Source organism: Micromonospora sp. NPDC048894, from assembly GCF_040649765.1.
GTDB lineage: Bacteria > Actinomycetota > Actinomycetes > Mycobacteriales > Micromonosporaceae > Micromonospora > Micromonospora antibiotica.
The window spans coordinates 397,299-414,474 of record NZ_JBEZFY010000004.1 but is presented as its reverse complement, the minus strand read 5'-3'; the positions used below and the strand labels follow the sequence as shown (position 1 = coordinate 414,474).

The 17,176-nt window shown below is 72.6% G+C and carries 15 protein-coding genes; 9 read left to right on the top strand and 6 right to left on the bottom strand.

Translation table 11 applies throughout. The annotated features are described in order from the left end of the window. Positions 1-91: 91 nt before the first annotated feature. Positions 92-1,219, bottom strand: coding sequence for a cellulose binding domain-containing protein (locus AB0C22_RS11455; protein ID WP_219467686.1), 1,128 nt, complete (start codon positions 1,217-1,219; stop codon positions 92-94). 155 nt (positions 1,220-1,374) lie between these two features. Then, positions 1,375-2,154: an IclR family transcriptional regulator gene (locus tag AB0C22_RS11450; RefSeq protein ID WP_357534751.1), complete on the bottom strand. Its 780-nt coding sequence runs from the start codon at positions 2,152-2,154 to the stop codon at positions 1,375-1,377. Between the two features lie 194 nt (positions 2,155-2,348). On the opposite strand from AB0C22_RS11450, the gene AB0C22_RS11445 reads away from it, so the two are divergent. Then, a complete protein-coding gene (locus AB0C22_RS11445) occupies positions 2,349-3,455 on the top strand; it encodes an FAD-dependent monooxygenase (protein WP_145918112.1) in 1,107 nt (368 codons plus the stop codon). A gap of 137 nt (positions 3,456-3,592) precedes the next feature. Then, the gene (ctaD, locus tag AB0C22_RS11440; RefSeq protein ID WP_219467692.1) at positions 3,593-5,350 is read left to right on the top strand and encodes a cytochrome c oxidase subunit I; all 1,758 of its coding nucleotides are present in this window, start codon (positions 3,593-3,595) and stop codon (positions 5,348-5,350) included. Positions 5,351-5,645: 295 nt separating this feature from the next. On the opposite strand, the gene AB0C22_RS11435 is transcribed toward ctaD, so the two are convergent. The 4 genes from AB0C22_RS11435 to AB0C22_RS11420 form a co-directional block, all read right to left on the bottom strand. After that, positions 5,646-6,872, bottom strand: a complete 1,227-nt coding sequence (locus tag AB0C22_RS11435) for an MFS transporter (protein ID WP_357534749.1) — start codon at positions 6,870-6,872, stop codon at positions 5,646-5,648. A gap of 64 nt (positions 6,873-6,936) precedes the next feature. Further along, positions 6,937-7,518: an isochorismatase family protein gene (locus AB0C22_RS11430; RefSeq protein ID WP_357534747.1), complete on the bottom strand. Its 582-nt coding sequence runs from the start codon at positions 7,516-7,518 to the stop codon at positions 6,937-6,939. A gap of 67 nt (positions 7,519-7,585) precedes the next feature. After that, on the bottom strand, positions 7,586-8,872 hold the full coding sequence (locus AB0C22_RS11425) for a nicotinate phosphoribosyltransferase (protein WP_208567437.1): 1,287 nt from the start codon (positions 8,870-8,872) through the stop codon (positions 7,586-7,588). A gap of 16 nt (positions 8,873-8,888) precedes the next feature. Next, positions 8,889-11,567, bottom strand: a complete 2,679-nt coding sequence (locus AB0C22_RS11420; protein ID WP_219467697.1) for a LuxR C-terminal-related transcriptional regulator — start codon at positions 11,565-11,567, stop codon at positions 8,889-8,891. Positions 11,568-11,762: 195 nt separating this feature from the next. Between AB0C22_RS11420 and AB0C22_RS11415 the strand changes: the two genes are divergently transcribed. The 7 genes from AB0C22_RS11415 (at position 11,763) to AB0C22_RS11385 (ending at position 17,173) form a co-directional block, all read left to right on the top strand. Beyond that, complete coding sequence (locus AB0C22_RS11415; protein WP_219467702.1) at positions 11,763-13,304, top strand: hypothetical protein; 1,542 nt, start codon at positions 11,763-11,765, stop codon at positions 13,302-13,304. Positions 13,305-13,437: 133 nt separating this feature from the next. After that, the gene (gene clpS, locus AB0C22_RS11410) at positions 13,438-13,728 is read left to right on the top strand and encodes an ATP-dependent Clp protease adapter ClpS (RefSeq protein ID WP_091251593.1); all 291 of its coding nucleotides are present in this window, start codon (positions 13,438-13,440) and stop codon (positions 13,726-13,728) included. A 61-nt stretch (positions 13,729-13,789) separates the two neighbouring features. Further along, a complete protein-coding gene (locus AB0C22_RS11405; RefSeq protein ID WP_357534882.1) occupies positions 13,790-14,284 on the top strand; it encodes a DUF2017 domain-containing protein in 495 nt (164 codons plus the stop codon). Positions 14,285-14,339: 55 nt separating this feature from the next. Beyond that, complete coding sequence (locus AB0C22_RS11400) at positions 14,340-14,828, top strand: M67 family metallopeptidase (protein WP_219467705.1); 489 nt, start codon at positions 14,340-14,342, stop codon at positions 14,826-14,828. Between the two features lie 61 nt (positions 14,829-14,889). Next, positions 14,890-15,255 (top strand): MoaD/ThiS family protein, encoded by a 366-nt coding sequence (locus tag AB0C22_RS11395; RefSeq protein WP_219467707.1) that lies wholly within the window; start codon positions 14,890-14,892, stop codon positions 15,253-15,255. An 11-nt stretch (positions 15,256-15,266) separates the two neighbouring features. Further along, positions 15,267-16,232, top strand: coding sequence for a cysteine synthase (locus tag AB0C22_RS11390; RefSeq protein WP_208567432.1), 966 nt, complete (start codon positions 15,267-15,269; stop codon positions 16,230-16,232). A gap of 194 nt (positions 16,233-16,426) precedes the next feature. Continuing rightward, positions 16,427-17,173, top strand: coding sequence for an MBL fold metallo-hydrolase (locus AB0C22_RS11385; RefSeq protein WP_208567431.1), 747 nt, complete (start codon positions 16,427-16,429; stop codon positions 17,171-17,173). Positions 17,174-17,176: the final 3 nt, after the last annotated feature.

The following is a 17,176-nucleotide window of genomic DNA, read 5'->3' as shown; positions in this document are numbered from 1 at the left end:
GGACTTCGCCGCCGGGGGGGTTGGCGCGGGGGGGGGGGGGGGGGGCGTGCCCGGCCGGTCACGCCCCCGCGTGGTGGTGGGTGGTGTGGGGTCAGGCGCGGGCGCAGGCGACGCCGTTGAGCGAGAAGCTGGTCGGCGCCGAGTACGTCCCGTTCAGCGAGCCCTGGTAGCCGAAGGTCGCGGTGCCACCGGGGGAGATGCTGCCGTTGTGCGCGGCGTTGCGGGCGGTCACCGTCGACCCGCTCTGGCTGACGGTGGCGTTCCACGAGCTGGTGACCTGCTGCCCGCTGGGCAGGTTGTAGGTCAGGGTCCAGCCGTTGATGGCGCCGGAGCCCCGGTTGGTGATCGTCACGTCGGCGGTGAACCCGTTGTTCCACGAGTTGGACGTGTACTTCACCGCGCAGCCGCCGCCGGTGGGCGGGGGCGTGGTCGGCGGGGCGGTGGTGGGCGGCGGGTTGCCGCCGGTGTTGACGGTCTGGGAGAAGTTGGTGACGGCGAGCCCGGCACCGCCCTGCCACGGCTCGAAGCCGGCCTGGATGCTGGTCAGGTACCAGTCGTTGGTGATCGCCCCCCGGTTACGGGTGTCGGCGATGAAGTCCAGCACGTTGAAGCTCATGCCCTGGATCGCCGACGGCGCGACGTAGGAGATGACGTTGTTGCCGCCGTTGTTGCCGCGCCACACCTCCCAGCTGCGGCCCGCGATGTTGGCGTTGCCCACCGGGGAGCCGATCGGCTGGATGCTGCCCTGCCGGTTGAACCAGATCATGATCTCCATGGCGTTGACCCCGTCCCGCTTGGGCGACGGGTCGAGCCAGATGTCGTAGGCGGCGTCGTAGATCGCGCCACCCACGTAGTTGAAGGAGATGCTGCCGGGGGCGCTGCTGATCGACTTCACCTGGGCCGGCAGGTTGGTGCCCGGCGAGCAGTTGGTGTAGTGGCAGCCCACGAAGATCGACGGGTACGACACCGGTGCGCCGTTGGTCGGCGCGGAACCCTGCTGGCTGGTGATGTTGAAACCGCTGCCGGTGACGTTGATGCACTGCTGGGCGGTGGTGCCCCAGCGGTTGTTCTGGACCACGTACCGGCCGCCGATGACGGTGGAGCCGTACTGCTCGCAGATCTGGGTGTCGGCGGAGGCGGTGCCGCCGACGGCGACGGCCACGATCGTGCCGACGGCCAGGAGGCCGGCGGCGGCGAGGGCCCGCAATGGACGCTTCATGATGCTCCTTGGCTGCGGCGCGGGGCGCCGGACCTTGTCTCGGATATGACCGGGAGCGCTCCCATGGTCCCTGTCACATTTACACACTTGAAACTGTTGCGCAACTGAACCGGTTAAGTTAACGGGCGATCATGTCCACGTACGTGAACCACGTCCTACCGGTTGGGCGCGAGCAGCGCGCGGGCCGTCCGGGCCTGGAGCGCCGCCTCCCGGAGCACTGCCGCCAGCCGGGTCCGCGCCTCCGGCCCCAGCCGGTCCACCGGCGCGGCCACCGAGATCGCGTCCACCGCCGGCTCCCGCAGCGGTACGGCCACCGCCACCGCCGCCAGCCCCGGGCTGCACTCCTCCCACTCCTCGGCCCAGCCCCGCCGCCGGACCGCCGCCAGCTCGGCCCGCAGCGCCTCCGGCGTGGTGACCGTCCGCCCGGTGGCCGCCGCCAGCGGCCACTGGAGCAGCCGGTCGACCTCCTCGTCGGTCCGCGCGGCGAGCAACGCCTTGCCGGCCGCGGTGGCGTGCGCCGGCAGCCGACGCCCCACCGCGCAGACCGGCCGGACGATGTGCGCCGAGTCCCGCCGGGCCAGCAGCACCACCGAGCCGCGGTCCAGGCGGTGAAGCTGGACCGTCTCTCCGGAGCACCCGGCGAGCCGGTCCAGGGTCACGTCGTAGAGGGCGGCGGCGTCCGCGCCGGCCAGGAAGGCCGCCCCGACCTCCAGCGCCCGCAGGCCCACCGAGAACCGGGTGCCGGTCGGATCGGCGGCCACCCACTCGCGGTCCAACAGGGTCCGCAGGATGGCGTGCAGGCTGCTCTTGGGGATGCCCAGCGCCCGGCTCAGCTCCACCGGCGAGCGGGGGCCGGCGGGGGCGGCCAACGCCTCCAGCACGTCCAGCGCGCGGCCCGCCGACTTGACCGAGCGGTATGACTCGTCCGTCGTCACGCCGTCACTCTAGTGAGACGAACGACTTCCGGCCCATGGGTATTCTTCAATCGAACGGCGTTCGACGGGCTGAACCACTTTCTGTCCAGTCCGGAGGGTGGCGATGGGTCTCACCGGCCCTGGTGTGCGCCGATCGCGCGGAGTAGTGTCTTGCCTTCACCGCGTACCGATCCCCTCCGGAGGCGTACACCACCATGCGTGGCTCCCCCCTGCGCATCCTCGTCGTCGGCGCGGGCATCGCCGGCCTGGCCGTCGCCCGGGCCCTGCGGCTGGCCGGCTTCCGGCCCGACGTCACCGAGAAGCTCCCGCCCAACGAGCTCGCCGACACCGGCCTCTACCTGCCCGGCAACGCCGCCCGCGCACTACGACGACTGGACCTCGACGGCCCGGTCCGCCCCCTCGGGCAGGTGATCCACCGCCAGCGCTTCCTCGACGCCGCCGGCGACCCGCTCTGCGAGGTGGACCTCGACACGCTCTGGGCCGAGGTGGGTGAGTGCCGGGCGCTGCCCCGCCGCGACCTCTACCAGGTGCTGCTCAGCGGGGCCGGGGGCGCGGTGCGGCACGGCGCCGAGGTGAGCACCGTGGAGCTGCTGCCCGCCGGGGTCGCGGTCACCTTCACCGACGGCACCGGCGGCGAGTACGACCTGGTGATCGGTGCCGACGGCCCCCGCTCGGCGGTCCGCTCCCTGGCCGCGCTCGGCGGTCCACCCCGCCCCGCCGGCCAGGTGGTCTACCGGGGCGTGGTACGCGACGGCCCCGACGTCGCCGACTGGACGGCGCTGCTCGGCCGGCGGGCCGGCTTCCTCGTGGTGCCGCTCGGTGCCGGGCGGCTCTACTGCTACGCCGACGAGGCCGGCACCGTCGCCCCGGCCGACCCGGTCGCCCGGCTGCACGAACTCTTCGGCGGCTACGGCGGGCCGGTCCCGGCGGTGCTGGCCGCCTGGCGCGACGTGCAGGTCGGGCTCACCGACGAGGTCGAGCTGGGCCGCTGGCACCGGGGCCGGGTACTGCTGGTCGGCGACGCCGCGCACGCCACCGCACCCACCCTGTCCCAGGGGATCGCCATGGCGCTCGAGGACGCGGTGGTGCTCGCCGAGTCGCTCCGGGCCGCCGGCAGTGTCGAGGCGGCCCTGGTCGCGTACGAGAGCCGTCGTCGTCCGCGTACCCGATGGGTGCGGGACCGGACCCGGGACCGCAACCGCACCCGCGACGTGCCGCCGGCGCTGCGCGACCCGTTGCTGCGCGGGCGGGGCGGGCGGATCTTCGGCGAGCACTACCGGCTCCTGGTCGGCCCGCTGTAGGCCCGACGATAGGCCGGACATGGTGCCAGAGCACCCCGAGCGGTGCTGCCACCTACCGGGGACTAACATCCTTTCGGATGACGGCCCGCAGCTGACGACGCGTGCCGAGCGGGACAACCGAGAACCGGAGGCCATTCGTGACCACCGTCGCACCCAAGCCGGTCGTGACCCGGCCATGGCCGGTCCGAGAGCCGGTCAAGGGGTCGGCCATCGCGCGGCTGCTGCGCACCACGGACGCGAAGCAGATCGGGATCATGTACATGGTCACCGCGTTCGTGTTCTTCATGATCGGTGGCCTGATGGCCCTGGTCATGCGAGCCGAGTTGGCCCGACCGGGCATGCAGTTCCTGTCGCCGGAGCAGTACAACCAGCTGTTCACCATGCACGGCACGATCATGCTGCTGTTCTTCGCGACCCCGATCGTGTTCGCGTTCGCCAACTACGTCGTGCCGTTGCAGATCGGCGCCCCCGACGTCTCGTTCCCCCGGCTGAACGCCTTCGCCTACTGGCTGTACCTGTTCGGCGGCACGATGGCGACCGCCGGTTTCCTCACCCCGGGCGGCGCCGCCGACTTCGGCTGGACCGCCTACACCCCGCTGAGCAGCATCGAGCACTCGCCCGGCGTCGGCGCGAACATGTGGGTCGTCGGCCTGGCCATCTCGGGTCTGGGCACCATCCTCGGCGCGGTCAACCTGATCACCACGATCCTGACCCTGCGCGCCCCCGGCATGACCATGTTCCGGATGCCGATCTTCACGTGGAACATGCTGGTCACCAGCCTGCTGGCGATCCTGGTCTTCCCGCTGCTGGCCGCCGCGCTCTTCGCGCTGGCCGCGGACCGGCTGCTCGGCGCGCACGTCTACGACCCGGCCACCGGCGGCCCGATGCTGTGGCAACACCTCTTCTGGTTCTTCGGTCACCCCGAGGTGTACATCATCGCGCTGCCGTTCTTCGGCATCATCACCGAGATCATCCCGGTCTTCTCCCGCAAGCCGATCTTCGGTTACAAGGGTCTCGTCGCCGCCACCATCTCCATCGCCGCCCTGTCGATGAGCGTCTGGGCGCACCACATGTTCGCCACCGGCCAGGTGCTGCTGCCGTTCTTCAGCTTCCTCAGCTACCTGATCGCCGTGCCGACCGGCATGAAGTTCTTCAACTGGATCGGCACCATGTGGCGGGGCCAGATCACCTTCGAGACGCCCATGCTGTTCGCCGTCGGCTTCCTGGTGACCTTCCTCTTCGGTGGTCTGACCGGGGTCCTGCTGGCCAGCCCGCCGCTCGACTTCCACCTGCACGACAACTACTTCGTCGTGGCGCACTTCCACTACGTGCTCTTCGGCACCATCGTGTTCGCCGTCTTCGGTGGCATCTACTTCTGGTTCCCCAAGATGTTCGGCCGGATGCTCGACGAGCGCCTGGGCAAGATTCACTTCTGGCTCACGATGATCGGCTTCCACACCACCTTCCTGGTGCAGCACTGGCTCGGCGCCGAGGGCATGCCCCGCCGGTACGCCGACTACCTGCCCGGCGACGGCTTCACCACGCTCAACATGATCTCCACGATCGGCGCGTTCATCACCGGTATCTCGACCCTGCCGTTCATCTGGAACTGCTGGAAGTCGTACAAGACCGGGCCGGTCGTCGAGGTGGACGACCCGTGGGGCCACGGCAACTCGCTGGAGTGGGCGACCAGCTCCCCGCCGCCACTGCGTAACTTCGACCGGATGCCCCGGATCCGCTCCGAGCGCCCGGCGTTCGACGCGAAGTTCCCCGAGCTGGCCGCCGGCCAGAGCCTCGCCGGCCCGCCGGAGGGTGGTGCCAAGCCACTGACCAGCGAGGTCAACGGCGGCGCCAGCTACCAGGAGGACACCTCCGGGAACCTCGACCAGCGCTGACGCCCGACCCGAACCGCCGAAGGGCACCGCACCCCACCGGGGCGCGGTGCCCTTCGCTTTTCGCGGTGCCCTTCGGCTTCCTCAGGATGACCGAGGAGGAGGGGCCGGCGGAGATCACACCCTGGTCGAGCCTCCCCCGGTGCGAACCCGCAGGGTGAACCACTCTCGATGGGGCGGTATGCCTGAGCGTCATAATTCTCATGCCTCTCAGGCATACCGCTCACGCGCAGCGGTACGTGTCCCGGCGGCGCGGGCATCGCGGTTGACGACGGCTCCGGACGAGTGCGGGCGTGGCTCAGGCGGCCGGTGCCGGTTCTGGTGCCGGCGTGGACAGGGCGGATGCCGGGGCGACGGGCGGGCGGCGGTGACGTAGCTCCGTCGGCAGGACCACCAGGGTCACCAGCAACCCCACCGCCCCGGTGACCGCGAAGCCCCAGAGCGGCACCGAGGCGTCGATGACCGCGCCGGCCAGCGGAGCGCCGAGCGCGATGCCGACCGTGGTGGCGGAGCCGTGCAGGCCCATCGCCTCCCCGCGTACCCCGGCGGGGGCGAGTCGGCTGACCGCGTCGGCGGTGGCGGCGATGGTGGGGGCGCAGAGCGCGCCGGCCGGGAGCAGCGCCAGGCAGAGCAGCCACCAGTGGTCGCCGCCCAACCCGACCGGAATGGTGCAGAGGCTGAGCAGGGCGGCCAGCGCCAGCGGGGAGAAGGAACGGCGGACCGCACCGTAGGCGAAGCCGCCGACCAGCGAGGCTACCGCCCAGGCGGCGAGCACCGCGCCTGTCCAACCGACCTCGCCACCGGCCCGCAGCACGGCCACCACCGCCACGTCGGTGCCGCCGAGCACCAGCGTCGCGGCGGCGCTCACCGCGAACACGGCGAGCAGGCGGCTGGTCAACCACTGCCGCCGCGGCACCCGGGGCTGCGGGCCGACCGGCTCCTCGGCACCGCGGGTCGGCGGGTCGAGCAACCACAGGGCGATGCCGGCGCCGACGATGCCGGTGCCGACCGCCCAGAGCGTGACCCGGGGGGAGACGGCGGTGGCCAGGGCCACGGCCAGCGCCGGCCCGATCATGAAGGACAGCTCCATCGACATCGAGTCCAGCGCGTACGCGGGGCGGCGGCGCTCCGCCGGCACCAGGGCGGCGATCGACTGCCGGACCACCGAGAAGACCGGCAGCGCGAACAGCCCGGCCACGAACGCGGCGGGCAGCAGCAGCGGCAGGCTCAACGTCGGGGCGCCCGCCCAGAAGACCGCCTCGACGGCGGTGGTCACCGCGACCACCGGACGCAGGCCGCGCCGGTCGACCAACCGGCCGAGCAGGGGCGAACCGATGGCCGCGCCGGCGACCGACGCGGCGCCGACCAGGCCGGCGGCACCGTAGCCCCGGCCCAGCTCCAGCACCACGTAGAAGGTGAGCGTCACCCCGGTCGCGGTGAGCGGGATGCGGGCCAGCACCGCCACCAGCAGCAGGGCCCGCAGACCGGGCTGGGCCAGGGCCAGCCGGTAAGGCGTCAACGTCATGATGCTCCGTACCTCCGGCGGTCATCCTCGACCGGGGGTACGACATCGGCAAGCGATTACCGGCTCATGCGGCGCTGATCACCGGCTCGCCGTGCAGGGCGACCCCGGCACCGTCCATCGCCCGCAGCGCCACGTCCAGCGTCGCCGGCGCGACCGCCGCCGTCAGGTCGAGCAGCACGGTGGTGGCGAAGCCCTCCCGGGCGGCGTCCAGGGCGGTGGCCCGCACGCAGTGGTCGGTGGCGATGCCGACCACGTCGACCCGGTCGACGTCGCGTCGGCGCAGCCAGTCGGCCAGGGTCTCACCGTCGTCGGCGTGCCCCTCGAACCCGGAGTACGCGGCGGCGTGCTCGCCCTTGTGGAAGACCGCCTCGACCCGGTCGGTCACCAGGTCGGGGTGGAACTCGCTGCCCTGGGTGCCGACCACGCAGTGCCGGGGCCACGACTCGACGTAGTCCGGCGGGTCGCCGAAGTGCGCCCCCGGGTCGACGTGGTAGTCCTTGGTGGCGACCACGTGGTCCCACCGCTGCGGTTCACCGGCCAGCAGGCCCGAGATGCCGGCGGCGACTCCCGCGCCCCCGGCGACGGCCAGGGAACCGCCCTCACAGAAGTCGTTCTGCACGTCCACGATGATCAGCGCGTTGGCCATCGGTGCCCTTCCTCTCCGCTCGCCGCCGGTGATCCACCTGCGGCACGACCCAGTCTGCCCCGGCGGCTCAACCAGCCGGCACGACCGTGACCGGGATCGCCGGATCACCCGCGGAGAGCTTCAACCCCTCCCACGGGATGGAGATCAGGCACTGCCGCAGGTGCTCCCGGGACTCGGCGATGGTGGGCAGCTCGACCGGTTCGCCGTCGACCACGAACGAGTGCTGGAGCGACCGGTCGTTGGCCTGCCGGTCCGGCACGCCCTGCGAGACGACGACCTCCTCGGTGGCGGTGCCGGTGGGCTTGTGCCGGCGTACCGCGACCTTCCGGCCCCCGATGGTGCCCTTGTTCTCGGAACGCTTGACCACCGGCCGGCCGTCCACCTCGACCAACTTGTAGACCAGGCTGGCGGTGGGTGCGCCGGAGCCGGTGACCACGGCGGTGCCCGCGCCGTACATGTCGACCGGTTCGGCGGCGAGCGCGGCGATGGCGTACTCGTCGAGATCCCCCGACACGATGATCTTCGTCTCGGTGGCGCCGAGCGAGTCGAGCAGCTCCCGGGACTGCTGGGCGATCACCGCGAGGTCGCCGGAGTCGATCCGGACCGCCCGCAGCTGCGGCCCGGCCACCTCGATGGCGGTCCGGATGCCCTGGCTGATGTCGTACGTGTCGACCAGCAGCGTGGTGTCCCGGCCCAACGTGGCGACCTGCGAGGCGAACGCCGTCCGCTCGTCGTCGTGCAGCAGGGTGAACGCGTGCGCGGCGGTCCCGGCGGTGGGGATGCCGTAGCGCTGACCGGCCGCCAGGTTGGAGGTGAACCGGAACCCGGCCAGGTACGCCGCCCGTGCGGCAGCCACCGCCGCCTCCTCGTGGGCCCGCCGGGAACCCATCTCGATCAGCGCCCGGCCCCGGGCCGCGGTGACCATCCGGGCGGCTGCCGCGGCCACCGCGCAGTCGTGGTTGAGCACCGACAGCACCAGCGTCTCCAGCACCACGCACTCGGCGAACCCCCCGGAGACGGTGAGGATCGGCGAGCCGGGAAAGAACAGCTCACCCTCGGCGTACCCGTCGATGTCACCGGTGAAGCGGTAGTCGGCCAACCACCGGGCGGCGGGCTCGTCCACCACCCCGGTCCGGAGCAGGAACTCGACCTCCTCCGCGGTGAACCGGAAGTCCCTGATCATGTCGATCAGCCGGCCGGTCCCCGCGACCACCCCGTACCGGCGTCCGGTGGGCAACCGCCGGCTGAACACCTCGAAGGTGCAGCGGCGGTCGGCGGTGCCGTCGCGCAGGGCGGCACTGACCATGGTCAGCTCGTAGTGGTCGGTCAGCAGGGCAGGGCGAAGATGACTCACCAGCCCAGCCTAGAGTTCACCCGGCCGGGCCGCCGCCGTGGCCCGGGATCGCCCGCAACGCCGCGCCCAGCTCGGCGCGACTGGTGATGCCGAGTTTGCTGTAGACCCGCTGGAGGTGGTTCTCCACCGTCCGGTGCGACAGGAACAACCGGCTCGCGATCGCCCGGCTGGTCACCCCGGTGGCGGCGAAACCGGCGATCTCCAGCTCCCGGTCGCTCAGCGTCGGGCGCAGCGCGTCCAACGCCGGGGTACGGATCTCGTCACAGCGGGTGAGCAGGGCGGCGAGCCGTTCGTGCGCGGCGGCGGCCGACGCCGACCGGTTGCGCCGCCACCCATGCAGGGCCGTCGCCGTGGCGTCGACCGCCCAGACCGTCAGGTCCAGCTTCGCGAATCCGTCGGCCACCTCCAGCAGGGCCGCCCCGTCCCGCTCGGCGGCGGCCCGGGCGTGCCGGGCGAGCAGCGGAGCCAGCACCCCGTCGACGGTCTCGGAGAGTTCGGCCAGCCGCTGCGCGACCGTACGCCGGAAGCTGTCGGTGCAGGTCGGCCCGACCGCAGCGGTGGCCTGGCCGAGGCGGACCAGGTCGTGCAGGACCAGCGCCTCGTGACCGGCGAAGCCGTCGGCGCGCAACCGGTCGGCCAGCTCGCACAGCTGCCTGGTGGCCCCGGTCAGGTCGCCCCCGGCCGCCAGCACCGCGCCCCGGGCCTGCTCCAGCCATGGTCGGAGCACCGCCATGCCGGGGGCCTGGGTGCGGTCGGCCTCGGCCATCGCCGCGACCGCGGTCGCCACGTCGCCGCGCAGCAGCGCGGCCTGGGCCCGCTCGGCGTGGGCCAGGCCGGCGAAGACCCGGCTGGTGGCGAGCACCGCGCAGGCACCGAGGCTGGCCTTGAGCGCGCCGTCGCCGCGACCCCGCAGCCGCGCCGCGTACGCCTGGAGGATGGACAGGTAGCCGGTGCCGAGCCGGAAGTCCCCGGCGCCGGCCTGGTCGGCGAACTCGTCGGCCACGATGGCGTCGATGCCGGCGAGGTCCCCGCAGAGCGCCAACCGGGTGCCCCGGGCCAACTCCATGGCCAGTTGCAGGTACGGCATGTCGGCCCGCCAGTTCGCCGCCTCCGCCTGCACCCGGTCGATCGCCGTGGCGCTGGCCCGGAACCGGCCGTGCACGGCGTCGACGTGGGCGATCGTGCACCGGGCCAGTTCCCGGGCCGCGACACTGGCCGCCGGGCGGTCCAGCACCGACCGGCCGAGTCGCAGCGCGGTGTCGACGTCCAGGCCGTGCAGCCGCATGATCGCCTCGAAGGCGCGGACCCGGGCCTGGTGCCCGGGATCGGTGAGGGCCTGCCCGGCCACCGCGATAGTGTCCACCGTGGACTGTTCGCTGAGCCCCCAGTAGCTGACCATCCCGCGTACGGTCAGCCACCGGCTGCGGCGGTGCTCACAGGCGATGTCACCGGCCACCGCGTCGAGCACCCCGATCGCCTCCGTCGGCCGGTCGCCGAACATCAGGATGGTGGCGAGGAGTTCGGCGGCGTCGTAGCCGCCGTCGGCGTCGAGCGCCGCGCGGGCCAACCGGGTGGCCAGCGGCACGTCGTAGCGGGTGAACGCCTGGACGGCCGCCTGGAGCAGCAGACCGGGGTCCTGGGCGGTGCCGGAGTCCAGCCGCCACACCGCCACCCGCAGCAGGTCGCCCCGGCGGCGGGCGCCGGCCAGCTCCACCCGTTCGGCGAGCTGGGCCTGCAGGCGGCGGGTCCGGCTGACCGGGCAGCGCCGACGGATCACCTCGCCGTAGAGCGGATGGGCGAGCCGGACGTCGACCCGGCGGTCGTCCGGCACGACGGTGATCAGGCCGCGTTCCTCGGCGACCTCGACGTCGGCCGGGTCGGCGGCCCGGTCGAGCAGCCGCAGGCCGAGCGGTTCACCGAAGGCGACCAGCTCCACCACCGCCCGGACCCCGGGTGCCAATCGACCGATCCGGGTGTCGATGAGATCGGTGAGGCTGGGGGCCAGCTCCAACCGCCCGGTCCACCGCCACAACCCGTAGGTGCGGACCATCTCACCCCCGGTGGTGGCGGCCAGCACCAGCTCCCGCAGCAGCAGCGGGTTGCCGGCGCAGAGCCGGAACAACCGCTCGGCGGAACCGGAGTCGACCGGCCCGGCCAGCAGGGCGGCGAGCAGACCGGCGGTCTCGCCGGGGCCGAGGGGGGCCAGCTCGGCGTGCGTGACGAGATCGTCGGTCCACAGTGCCCGGATGGGCAGCGGGATCTGCTCGCCGCTGCGCAGGGTGCCCAGCACGGTGGTGTTCTCGGCGCGGGCGAGCAGGTGGACCAGCGCCGCCGAGGGCGGGTCGAGCAGGTGCGCGTCGTCGATGGCGAGCACGATGCGCCGCCCGGCGGCCTGCTCCTGGAGCACCTCGACTCCCCAGCGCAGCACCCCCGCGGGGGACAGGCCCGGCGGTTGCTCGGCCGGCAGCACCGGGGCGAGCCCGCCGAAGGGCAGCGCCGCGGTGGCCGTGCTGGCCGCGACGAACGACAGGGCGTAGCGGTCGGTGGGTAGCGCGGCCACCCCCTCGCGCAGCAGCCGGCTCTTGCCGACGCCCGCGCTGCCGCTGAAGAAGAGGCCGTGTCCCTGCTCGTCGTGCACCGCTGCCAACAGACGGCTGAGTTCATCCGTTCGGCCGACGAAACTCCACCGACTCATCTGAGCAGCATATCGATGTAAATCGGTCCGGAGGTGCCTGGTGACGCTGTGAAGTTGAGTAACGCCACAGTTACCGCTGAGTATTCGGATGTTTCGGTGACGTCGGGTGCGCCCCGTAACCTTCCGGCAGCCAAAAGTCACCGACCGGACGTCCTACACGGGTGCAGACCGTCGCCCGTGTCAAGCGGAGGCCGCATGAAGCCCGGACCACCCCCCGGGGTCGACCTGACCGACGACCCGTCCGACGAGCCCGGTGCCGGCGGGCTGCGCGCCCCGGGCCCGTTCCCGGGCCACCTGCGGATCGACGAGGTCCACCCCGACGAACCCCTCGCCGTGGTCGCCGCCGGCCCCGCCGGGGCGGCCCGCCGCGAGGTGCTCGCCGCGCTGCTCGGGATCCCCTCCGGGATGCTCGCCGTGCCGGCGGGCAGCAGCCTGCTGGTCCGGCACGCCCGGGTCGCCACCCGGGCGGCCTACGTACCCGGCTACCGTCAGCCGCACTTCTACGGGGCCGACCAGGCGGCGGCCGGCCCGGCGCTGGCCCGGGCGCCGCGTCGGGTCGAGTTGAGCCTGCCGGAGCCGCTGCTGCGGCACTTCGCCGTGCTCGACACACCGGACACCGACACCCTGGGCGTGGCCGGTGGGCGGGTCCTGCTGGACGCGGTGACCCGCTCCGGCGCGCTGCTCTTCGTGATCGGCGCCGACCAGACCCTCACCGCCGCCGAGCTGCACCTGCTCGCCGAGGTGGCCCGTACCTCGGCGCGGGTCTTCTTCGTGGTCACCCCGGGGGCGGGCGGCTGGGTGCCACCGGAGGCGGCGGCGACCGACGGCACGGGGGTGTCCGTCCCGCCGCCTCCGGCCGGCCCTGCGGTCGATCCGGTCGCGGCGCACCGGGCCACGCTGCTGGCCACGGTGCCGGACCTGGCCGGGGCCGACTGGTTCCCCGTGCACCGGGCCGAGCACCCGGGCCTGCGGCGGGCGCTGGTCGGCTGGTCGGCCGTCGAAGGGCTGCGGCGGGCGAGTTCGCGTTCGCCGCTGCCGCCCGGCAGCCACGGGCGGGTGCCGGTGGCCGCCGACCCGCCCGGCGACGACTGGGGCGACCGGTTGCAGCGGCAGAGCCGGTCCTGCGCCCGTGCCATCCGTCAGCACCTCGCCCTCGAGCTGGCCGCCGTCCACCTGCGTGCCGTCCAGGAGATCGTCTTCGGGGCGGGCTGCGCGGGTCTACCCACACTGCTCGACCGGGAACTGGAGGCCCTCTCCCTGCTCGCCACCCGCCAGCAGGACCGGGCCGCCCGGGAGATCGTCGACGAGGCTGCCGCCCGGGTCTTCGGCGCATCGTTGCCCGAGGGGGCGCGGCAGCGGATCGACGCCGCCGTCGGGTGGGGGCTGGCCGACCACCCGTCCGGCCAGGATCTGGACCGGGTGCTCCTGGTAACCAGCACCGCAGGGGTGGCGGTGGTGTCCGGGGCCGGCGCGCTGGACGCGTTGGCCGGTCATCCCGGCGCACCGCGGACCGAGGTGCTGCCGCCGATCGGGGTCGCCCTCTCCGGCGGGTGCTGGCAACACTGGCGCAGCCCCGGCAACGACGAGCCGAACGCGGCCCGCGCCTGGGTGCAACGGGCGCTGCGCGAGGTCGAGTTGGACCTGTCCCGCGAGGTGTCCCGGCGGTTCGAGGCGTTGCGGCTCTCGCTCGACGGGGTCCTCTCCGACGCCCTCGACCACGGCATCCTGCTCGCCTGAGCCACCGAGGGTTTTCGTGCGCATCCCCGCCGTGTCCGTACCTTGCCGGGTTTCCGCAGCTCGGGAGGGTGATCCAGGCCGCCCCGGCGTTCCGGTTCATCGGATCGCCGCTTCCGGTGGCACGATGGGGGGCATGGCGGCTCCACAGGTTGCACCGGTCGAGACGCCGGACACCGACGAGGTGCCGGTCGCGGACCGGCAGTGGGTGACGATCGTCTGGGACGACCCGGTCAACCTCATGACGTACGTGACCTGGGTCTTCCAGAAGCTGTTCGGTTACAGCCGGGAGAAGGCCGAGAAGTTGATGCTGGACGTGCACCACAAGGGCCGTGCCGTGGTGTCCAGCGGCGCCCGGGAGCGGATGGAGCACGACGCGTCGCAGCTGCACGCGTACGGCCTCTGGGCGACGGTGGACCGCTCGTGAGCGCGAGGAGTGAGCCGGTGTTGCGAGCCCCGCAGTCGCGAACGGAGATGATCCGGTGAGCATGTTCCGTCGCCAGGGCGACCGTTACGTGGCGACCTTCGCGGTGGACGAGGCCCGGGTGCTGCGCAAGGTCGCCAGTGAGGTGGTCGGGCTGCTCACCGACGGCTTCGACCCGGCCGACCCGGTCGTCGGCCGGCTCTTTCCCGACGCCTATCCGGACGATCCGGCCGGTACGGCGGAGTTCCGTCGGTACACCGAGGGCGACCTGAAGACCGCCAAGATCGACCAGGCGGGCGCGGTGCTGGCCGCGCTGCCCGACTCCGCCGGCGGCGAGGTGCGGCTGGACGCGGAGGCGGCCGAGGCGTGGTTACGGGCGCTCAACGACGCCCGGCTCGCGATGGGTGTCCGGTTGGAGATCAAGGACGGCACGGACCTGGGCGAGGAACTCGACGACGCGGTCGCCGAGGACCCGACCTCGTCCCGGGTGTTCCAACTGTCGGTCTACGCCTATCTGGGTTATCTCCAGGAATCCCTGCTCAATGCCTTGATCGACTGAACTGTGACGGTCACCGCCTCGCCGGGTCCGCCGGACGGGCGCTAGGCTGGTCGTCGTGCTGAGCATCGACCGATCGATCGTCGAGGCGATCGTCGCCCACGCGCGCCGGGACCACCCGGACGAGGCGTGTGGGGTCGTCGCCGGACCCGTCGGCGGCGACACCCCTACCCGGCACATTCCGATGGACAACGCGGCCCGCTCGATGACGTTCTACGAGTTCGACTCGATGGAGCACCTGCGGGTGTGGCGGGAGATGGACGACCGCGACGAGGAACCGGTCGTCATCTACCACTCGCACACCGCGACCGAGGCGTACCCGTCCCGGACGGACGTCGCCTTCGCCGGTGAGCCGGGCGCGCACTACCTGCTGGTCTCCACCCGCGAGTCGGACACCGAGGAGATCCGGTCCTTCCGGATCGTCGACGGCGTGGTGACCGAGGAGCCGGTGCGGATCGTGGACGCCGGGGTGGACCCGCACGCGGTCCAGTCCTACATGTTCGGGCAGAGCCCGGCGACGGTCGACTACGAGTGTTCCGGCAGCTGACCTTCAGCTCCGCACACCCTTTCCGTCCGGCACCGAGGCACACCCGACCAAGGAGTACGTCATGGCCATCGAGGTTCGCATCCCCACCATCCTGCGCAGCTACACCGGCGGCGCGAAGGTCGTCGAGGGCGCCGGGGACACCCTGGGCGACCTGCTCACCGACCTGGACACCCGGCACGCCGGCCTGAAGGCCCGGCTTGTCACCGACGCGGGCGTGCTGCACCGTTTCGTCAACGTCTACGTCAACGACGAGGACGTCCGGTTCCTGGGCGCGCTGGACGCCAAGCTCAACGACGGCGACAGCGTGACCGTGCTGCCGGCCGTGGCCGGTGGGGCGTTCGGCTTCGCCGCTGCGGCGGCGATCAGCCAGCACCGTGCGGCCACCGCGGCGGTGGCGGCACGGCGCGCGGCCGTCGCTCCCCGCTGAGGGCGGGCGTCATGGCGCGGTACGACAGCCTGCTCGACGCCTGCGGCGGCACCCCCCTGGTGGGGTTGCCCCGGCTCTCGCCGACGGTGCCCGACGGGGCACCGCCGGTGCGGCTCTGGGCCAAGCTGGAGGACCGGAACCCCACCGGCAGCATCAAGGACCGCGCGGCCCTGTTCATGGTCCGCGCGGCAGAGCAGGCCGGCCGGCTCCGCCCGGGGGACACCATCCTCGAGCCGACCAGCGGCAACACCGGTATCGCGTTGGCCATGGTGGCCAAGCTGCGCGGCTACCGGCTGGTCTGCGTGATGCCGGAGAACGTTTCCACCGAGCGGGTCCAGCTGCTCCGGATGTACGGCGCGGAGATCATCTTTTCGCCGGCGGCGGGTGGTTCCAACCAGGCCGTCGCCACCGCGAAGCAGATCTCGGCCGACCATCCGGACTGGGTCATGCTCTACCAGTACGGCAACGAGGCCAACGCCCGGGCGCACTACGAGACCACCGGGCCCGAGCTGCTGCACGACCTGCCCACCATCACGCACTTCGTGGCGGGCCTGGGCACCACCGGCACCCTGATGGGCACCGGGCGGTTCCTGCGGGAGAAGGTCGAGGGCATCCAGGTGGTGGCGGCCGAGCCGCGCTACGGCGAACTGGTCTACGGCCTGCGCAACATCGACGAGGGCTACGTCCCCGAGTTGTACGACGCGACGGTGCTCAACCGCCGCTTCTCGGTCGGCACCCGGGACGCGGTGCTGCGCACCCGGCAGTTGGTGGAGGTGGAGGGGATCTTCGCCGGCTTCTCCACCGGGGCGATCCTGCACGCCGCCCTGGCCGTGGCGCACGAGGCGGCGCGGGACGGCCGACGGGCCGACGTCGCCTTCGTGGTCTGCGACGGTGGCTGGAAGTACCTCTCCACCGGGGCGTACGGCGGCACGCTCGCCGACGCCGAGGGCGCCCTGGAGGGGCAGCTCTGGGCCTGACCCACCGGGTGGGCCGGTCGACGGGACCGTCGGCCGGCCCTGTGGGTGTCACGTTGGTGACAACTTCCAGTAGATGATTCTTGCCCTGCCGTCGCTGCGCGTAGGCTGCCCAGCGTGGCGTACGCGTCGGTTGAGATCATCAGCGGTGCTGACCCCGGCGTGTCGACTACGCCTAGTAATCGTGGGGCCACCCGATGCGGCTGACCGTTCTGGGCTGCGCGGGGAGCTTCCCCGGCCCTGAGTCCCCCTGCTCCGCCTACCTTGTCGAGGCGCAGGGTTTCCGCCTGCTGGTCGACTTCGGGCCGGGCTCGCTGTCCACCCTCCAGCGGTACGCCGGGCTGCACGCCCCGGACGCCATCCTCCTGACCCACCTGCACTGCGACCACATTCTCGACGCCGCGTCATACGTGGTGGTCCGGCGGTACGCCCCGGACGGGCCGTACCCGCCGCTGCCGGTCTACGCGCCGCCGGGGGCCCCGGACCGGCTCGCCACCGCCTACGGCCAGGACGACAGCGGCGTCGAGGACGTCTACCAGTTCTACGGGCTCCAGCCGGGCACCTTCCCGATCGGCCCGTTCACCGTCACCGTCGACCGGGTGAACCATCCCGTCGAGACCTACGGGGTGCGGTTGGAGCACGAGGGCCGGGTGCTCTGCTACTCATCGGACACCGCCCCCTGCGACGCGCTGCTGCGGCTCGCCCAGGATGCCGACGTCTTCCTCTGCGAAGCCAGCTACCTCGACGGGGTGGACAATCCACCGGACCTGCACCTCACCGGCCGGGAGGCCGGCGAAACGGCTACCAAGGCCGGGGTGGGCCGACTGCTGCTGACCCATCTGGTGGTGGCCTGGGGCAGCGAGTCGCACACCATCGCCTCGGCCGCCGGGGCCTTCACGGGGCCGATGGAAGTGGTCCGGGCCGGCGCCACCTACGACATCTGAGCA

What these genes read in the sequence shown, in the direction of transcription:
- AB0C22_RS11420 (WP_219467697.1), bottom strand. Translation starts at nt 11,567, where the DNA reads ATGAGTCGGTGGAGTTTCGTCGGCCGAACGGATGAACTCAGCCGTCTG.
- AB0C22_RS11390 (WP_208567432.1), top strand. Translation starts at nt 15,267, where the DNA reads ATGGCGCGGTACGACAGCCTGCTCGACGCCTGCGGCGGCACCCCCCTG.
- AB0C22_RS11435 (WP_357534749.1), bottom strand. Translation starts at nt 6,872, where the DNA reads ATGACGTTGACGCCTTACCGGCTGGCCCTGGCCCAGCCCGGTCTGCGG.
- AB0C22_RS11395 (WP_219467707.1), top strand. Translation starts at nt 14,890, where the DNA reads ATGGCCATCGAGGTTCGCATCCCCACCATCCTGCGCAGCTACACCGGC.
- AB0C22_RS11430 (WP_357534747.1), bottom strand. Translation starts at nt 7,518, where the DNA reads ATGGCCAACGCGCTGATCATCGTGGACGTGCAGAACGACTTCTGTGAG.
- AB0C22_RS11445 (WP_145918112.1), top strand. Translation starts at nt 2,349, where the DNA reads ATGCGTGGCTCCCCCCTGCGCATCCTCGTCGTCGGCGCGGGCATCGCC.
- AB0C22_RS11405 (WP_357534882.1), top strand. Translation starts at nt 13,790, where the DNA reads ATGTTCCGTCGCCAGGGCGACCGTTACGTGGCGACCTTCGCGGTGGAC.
- clpS (WP_091251593.1), top strand. Translation starts at nt 13,438, where the DNA reads ATGGCGGCTCCACAGGTTGCACCGGTCGAGACGCCGGACACCGACGAG.
- AB0C22_RS11455 (WP_219467686.1), bottom strand. Translation starts at nt 1,219, where the DNA reads ATGAAGCGTCCATTGCGGGCCCTCGCCGCCGCCGGCCTCCTGGCCGTC.
- AB0C22_RS11415 (WP_219467702.1), top strand. Translation starts at nt 11,763, where the DNA reads ATGAAGCCCGGACCACCCCCCGGGGTCGACCTGACCGACGACCCGTCC.
- AB0C22_RS11385 (WP_208567431.1), top strand. Translation starts at nt 16,427, where the DNA reads ATGCGGCTGACCGTTCTGGGCTGCGCGGGGAGCTTCCCCGGCCCTGAG.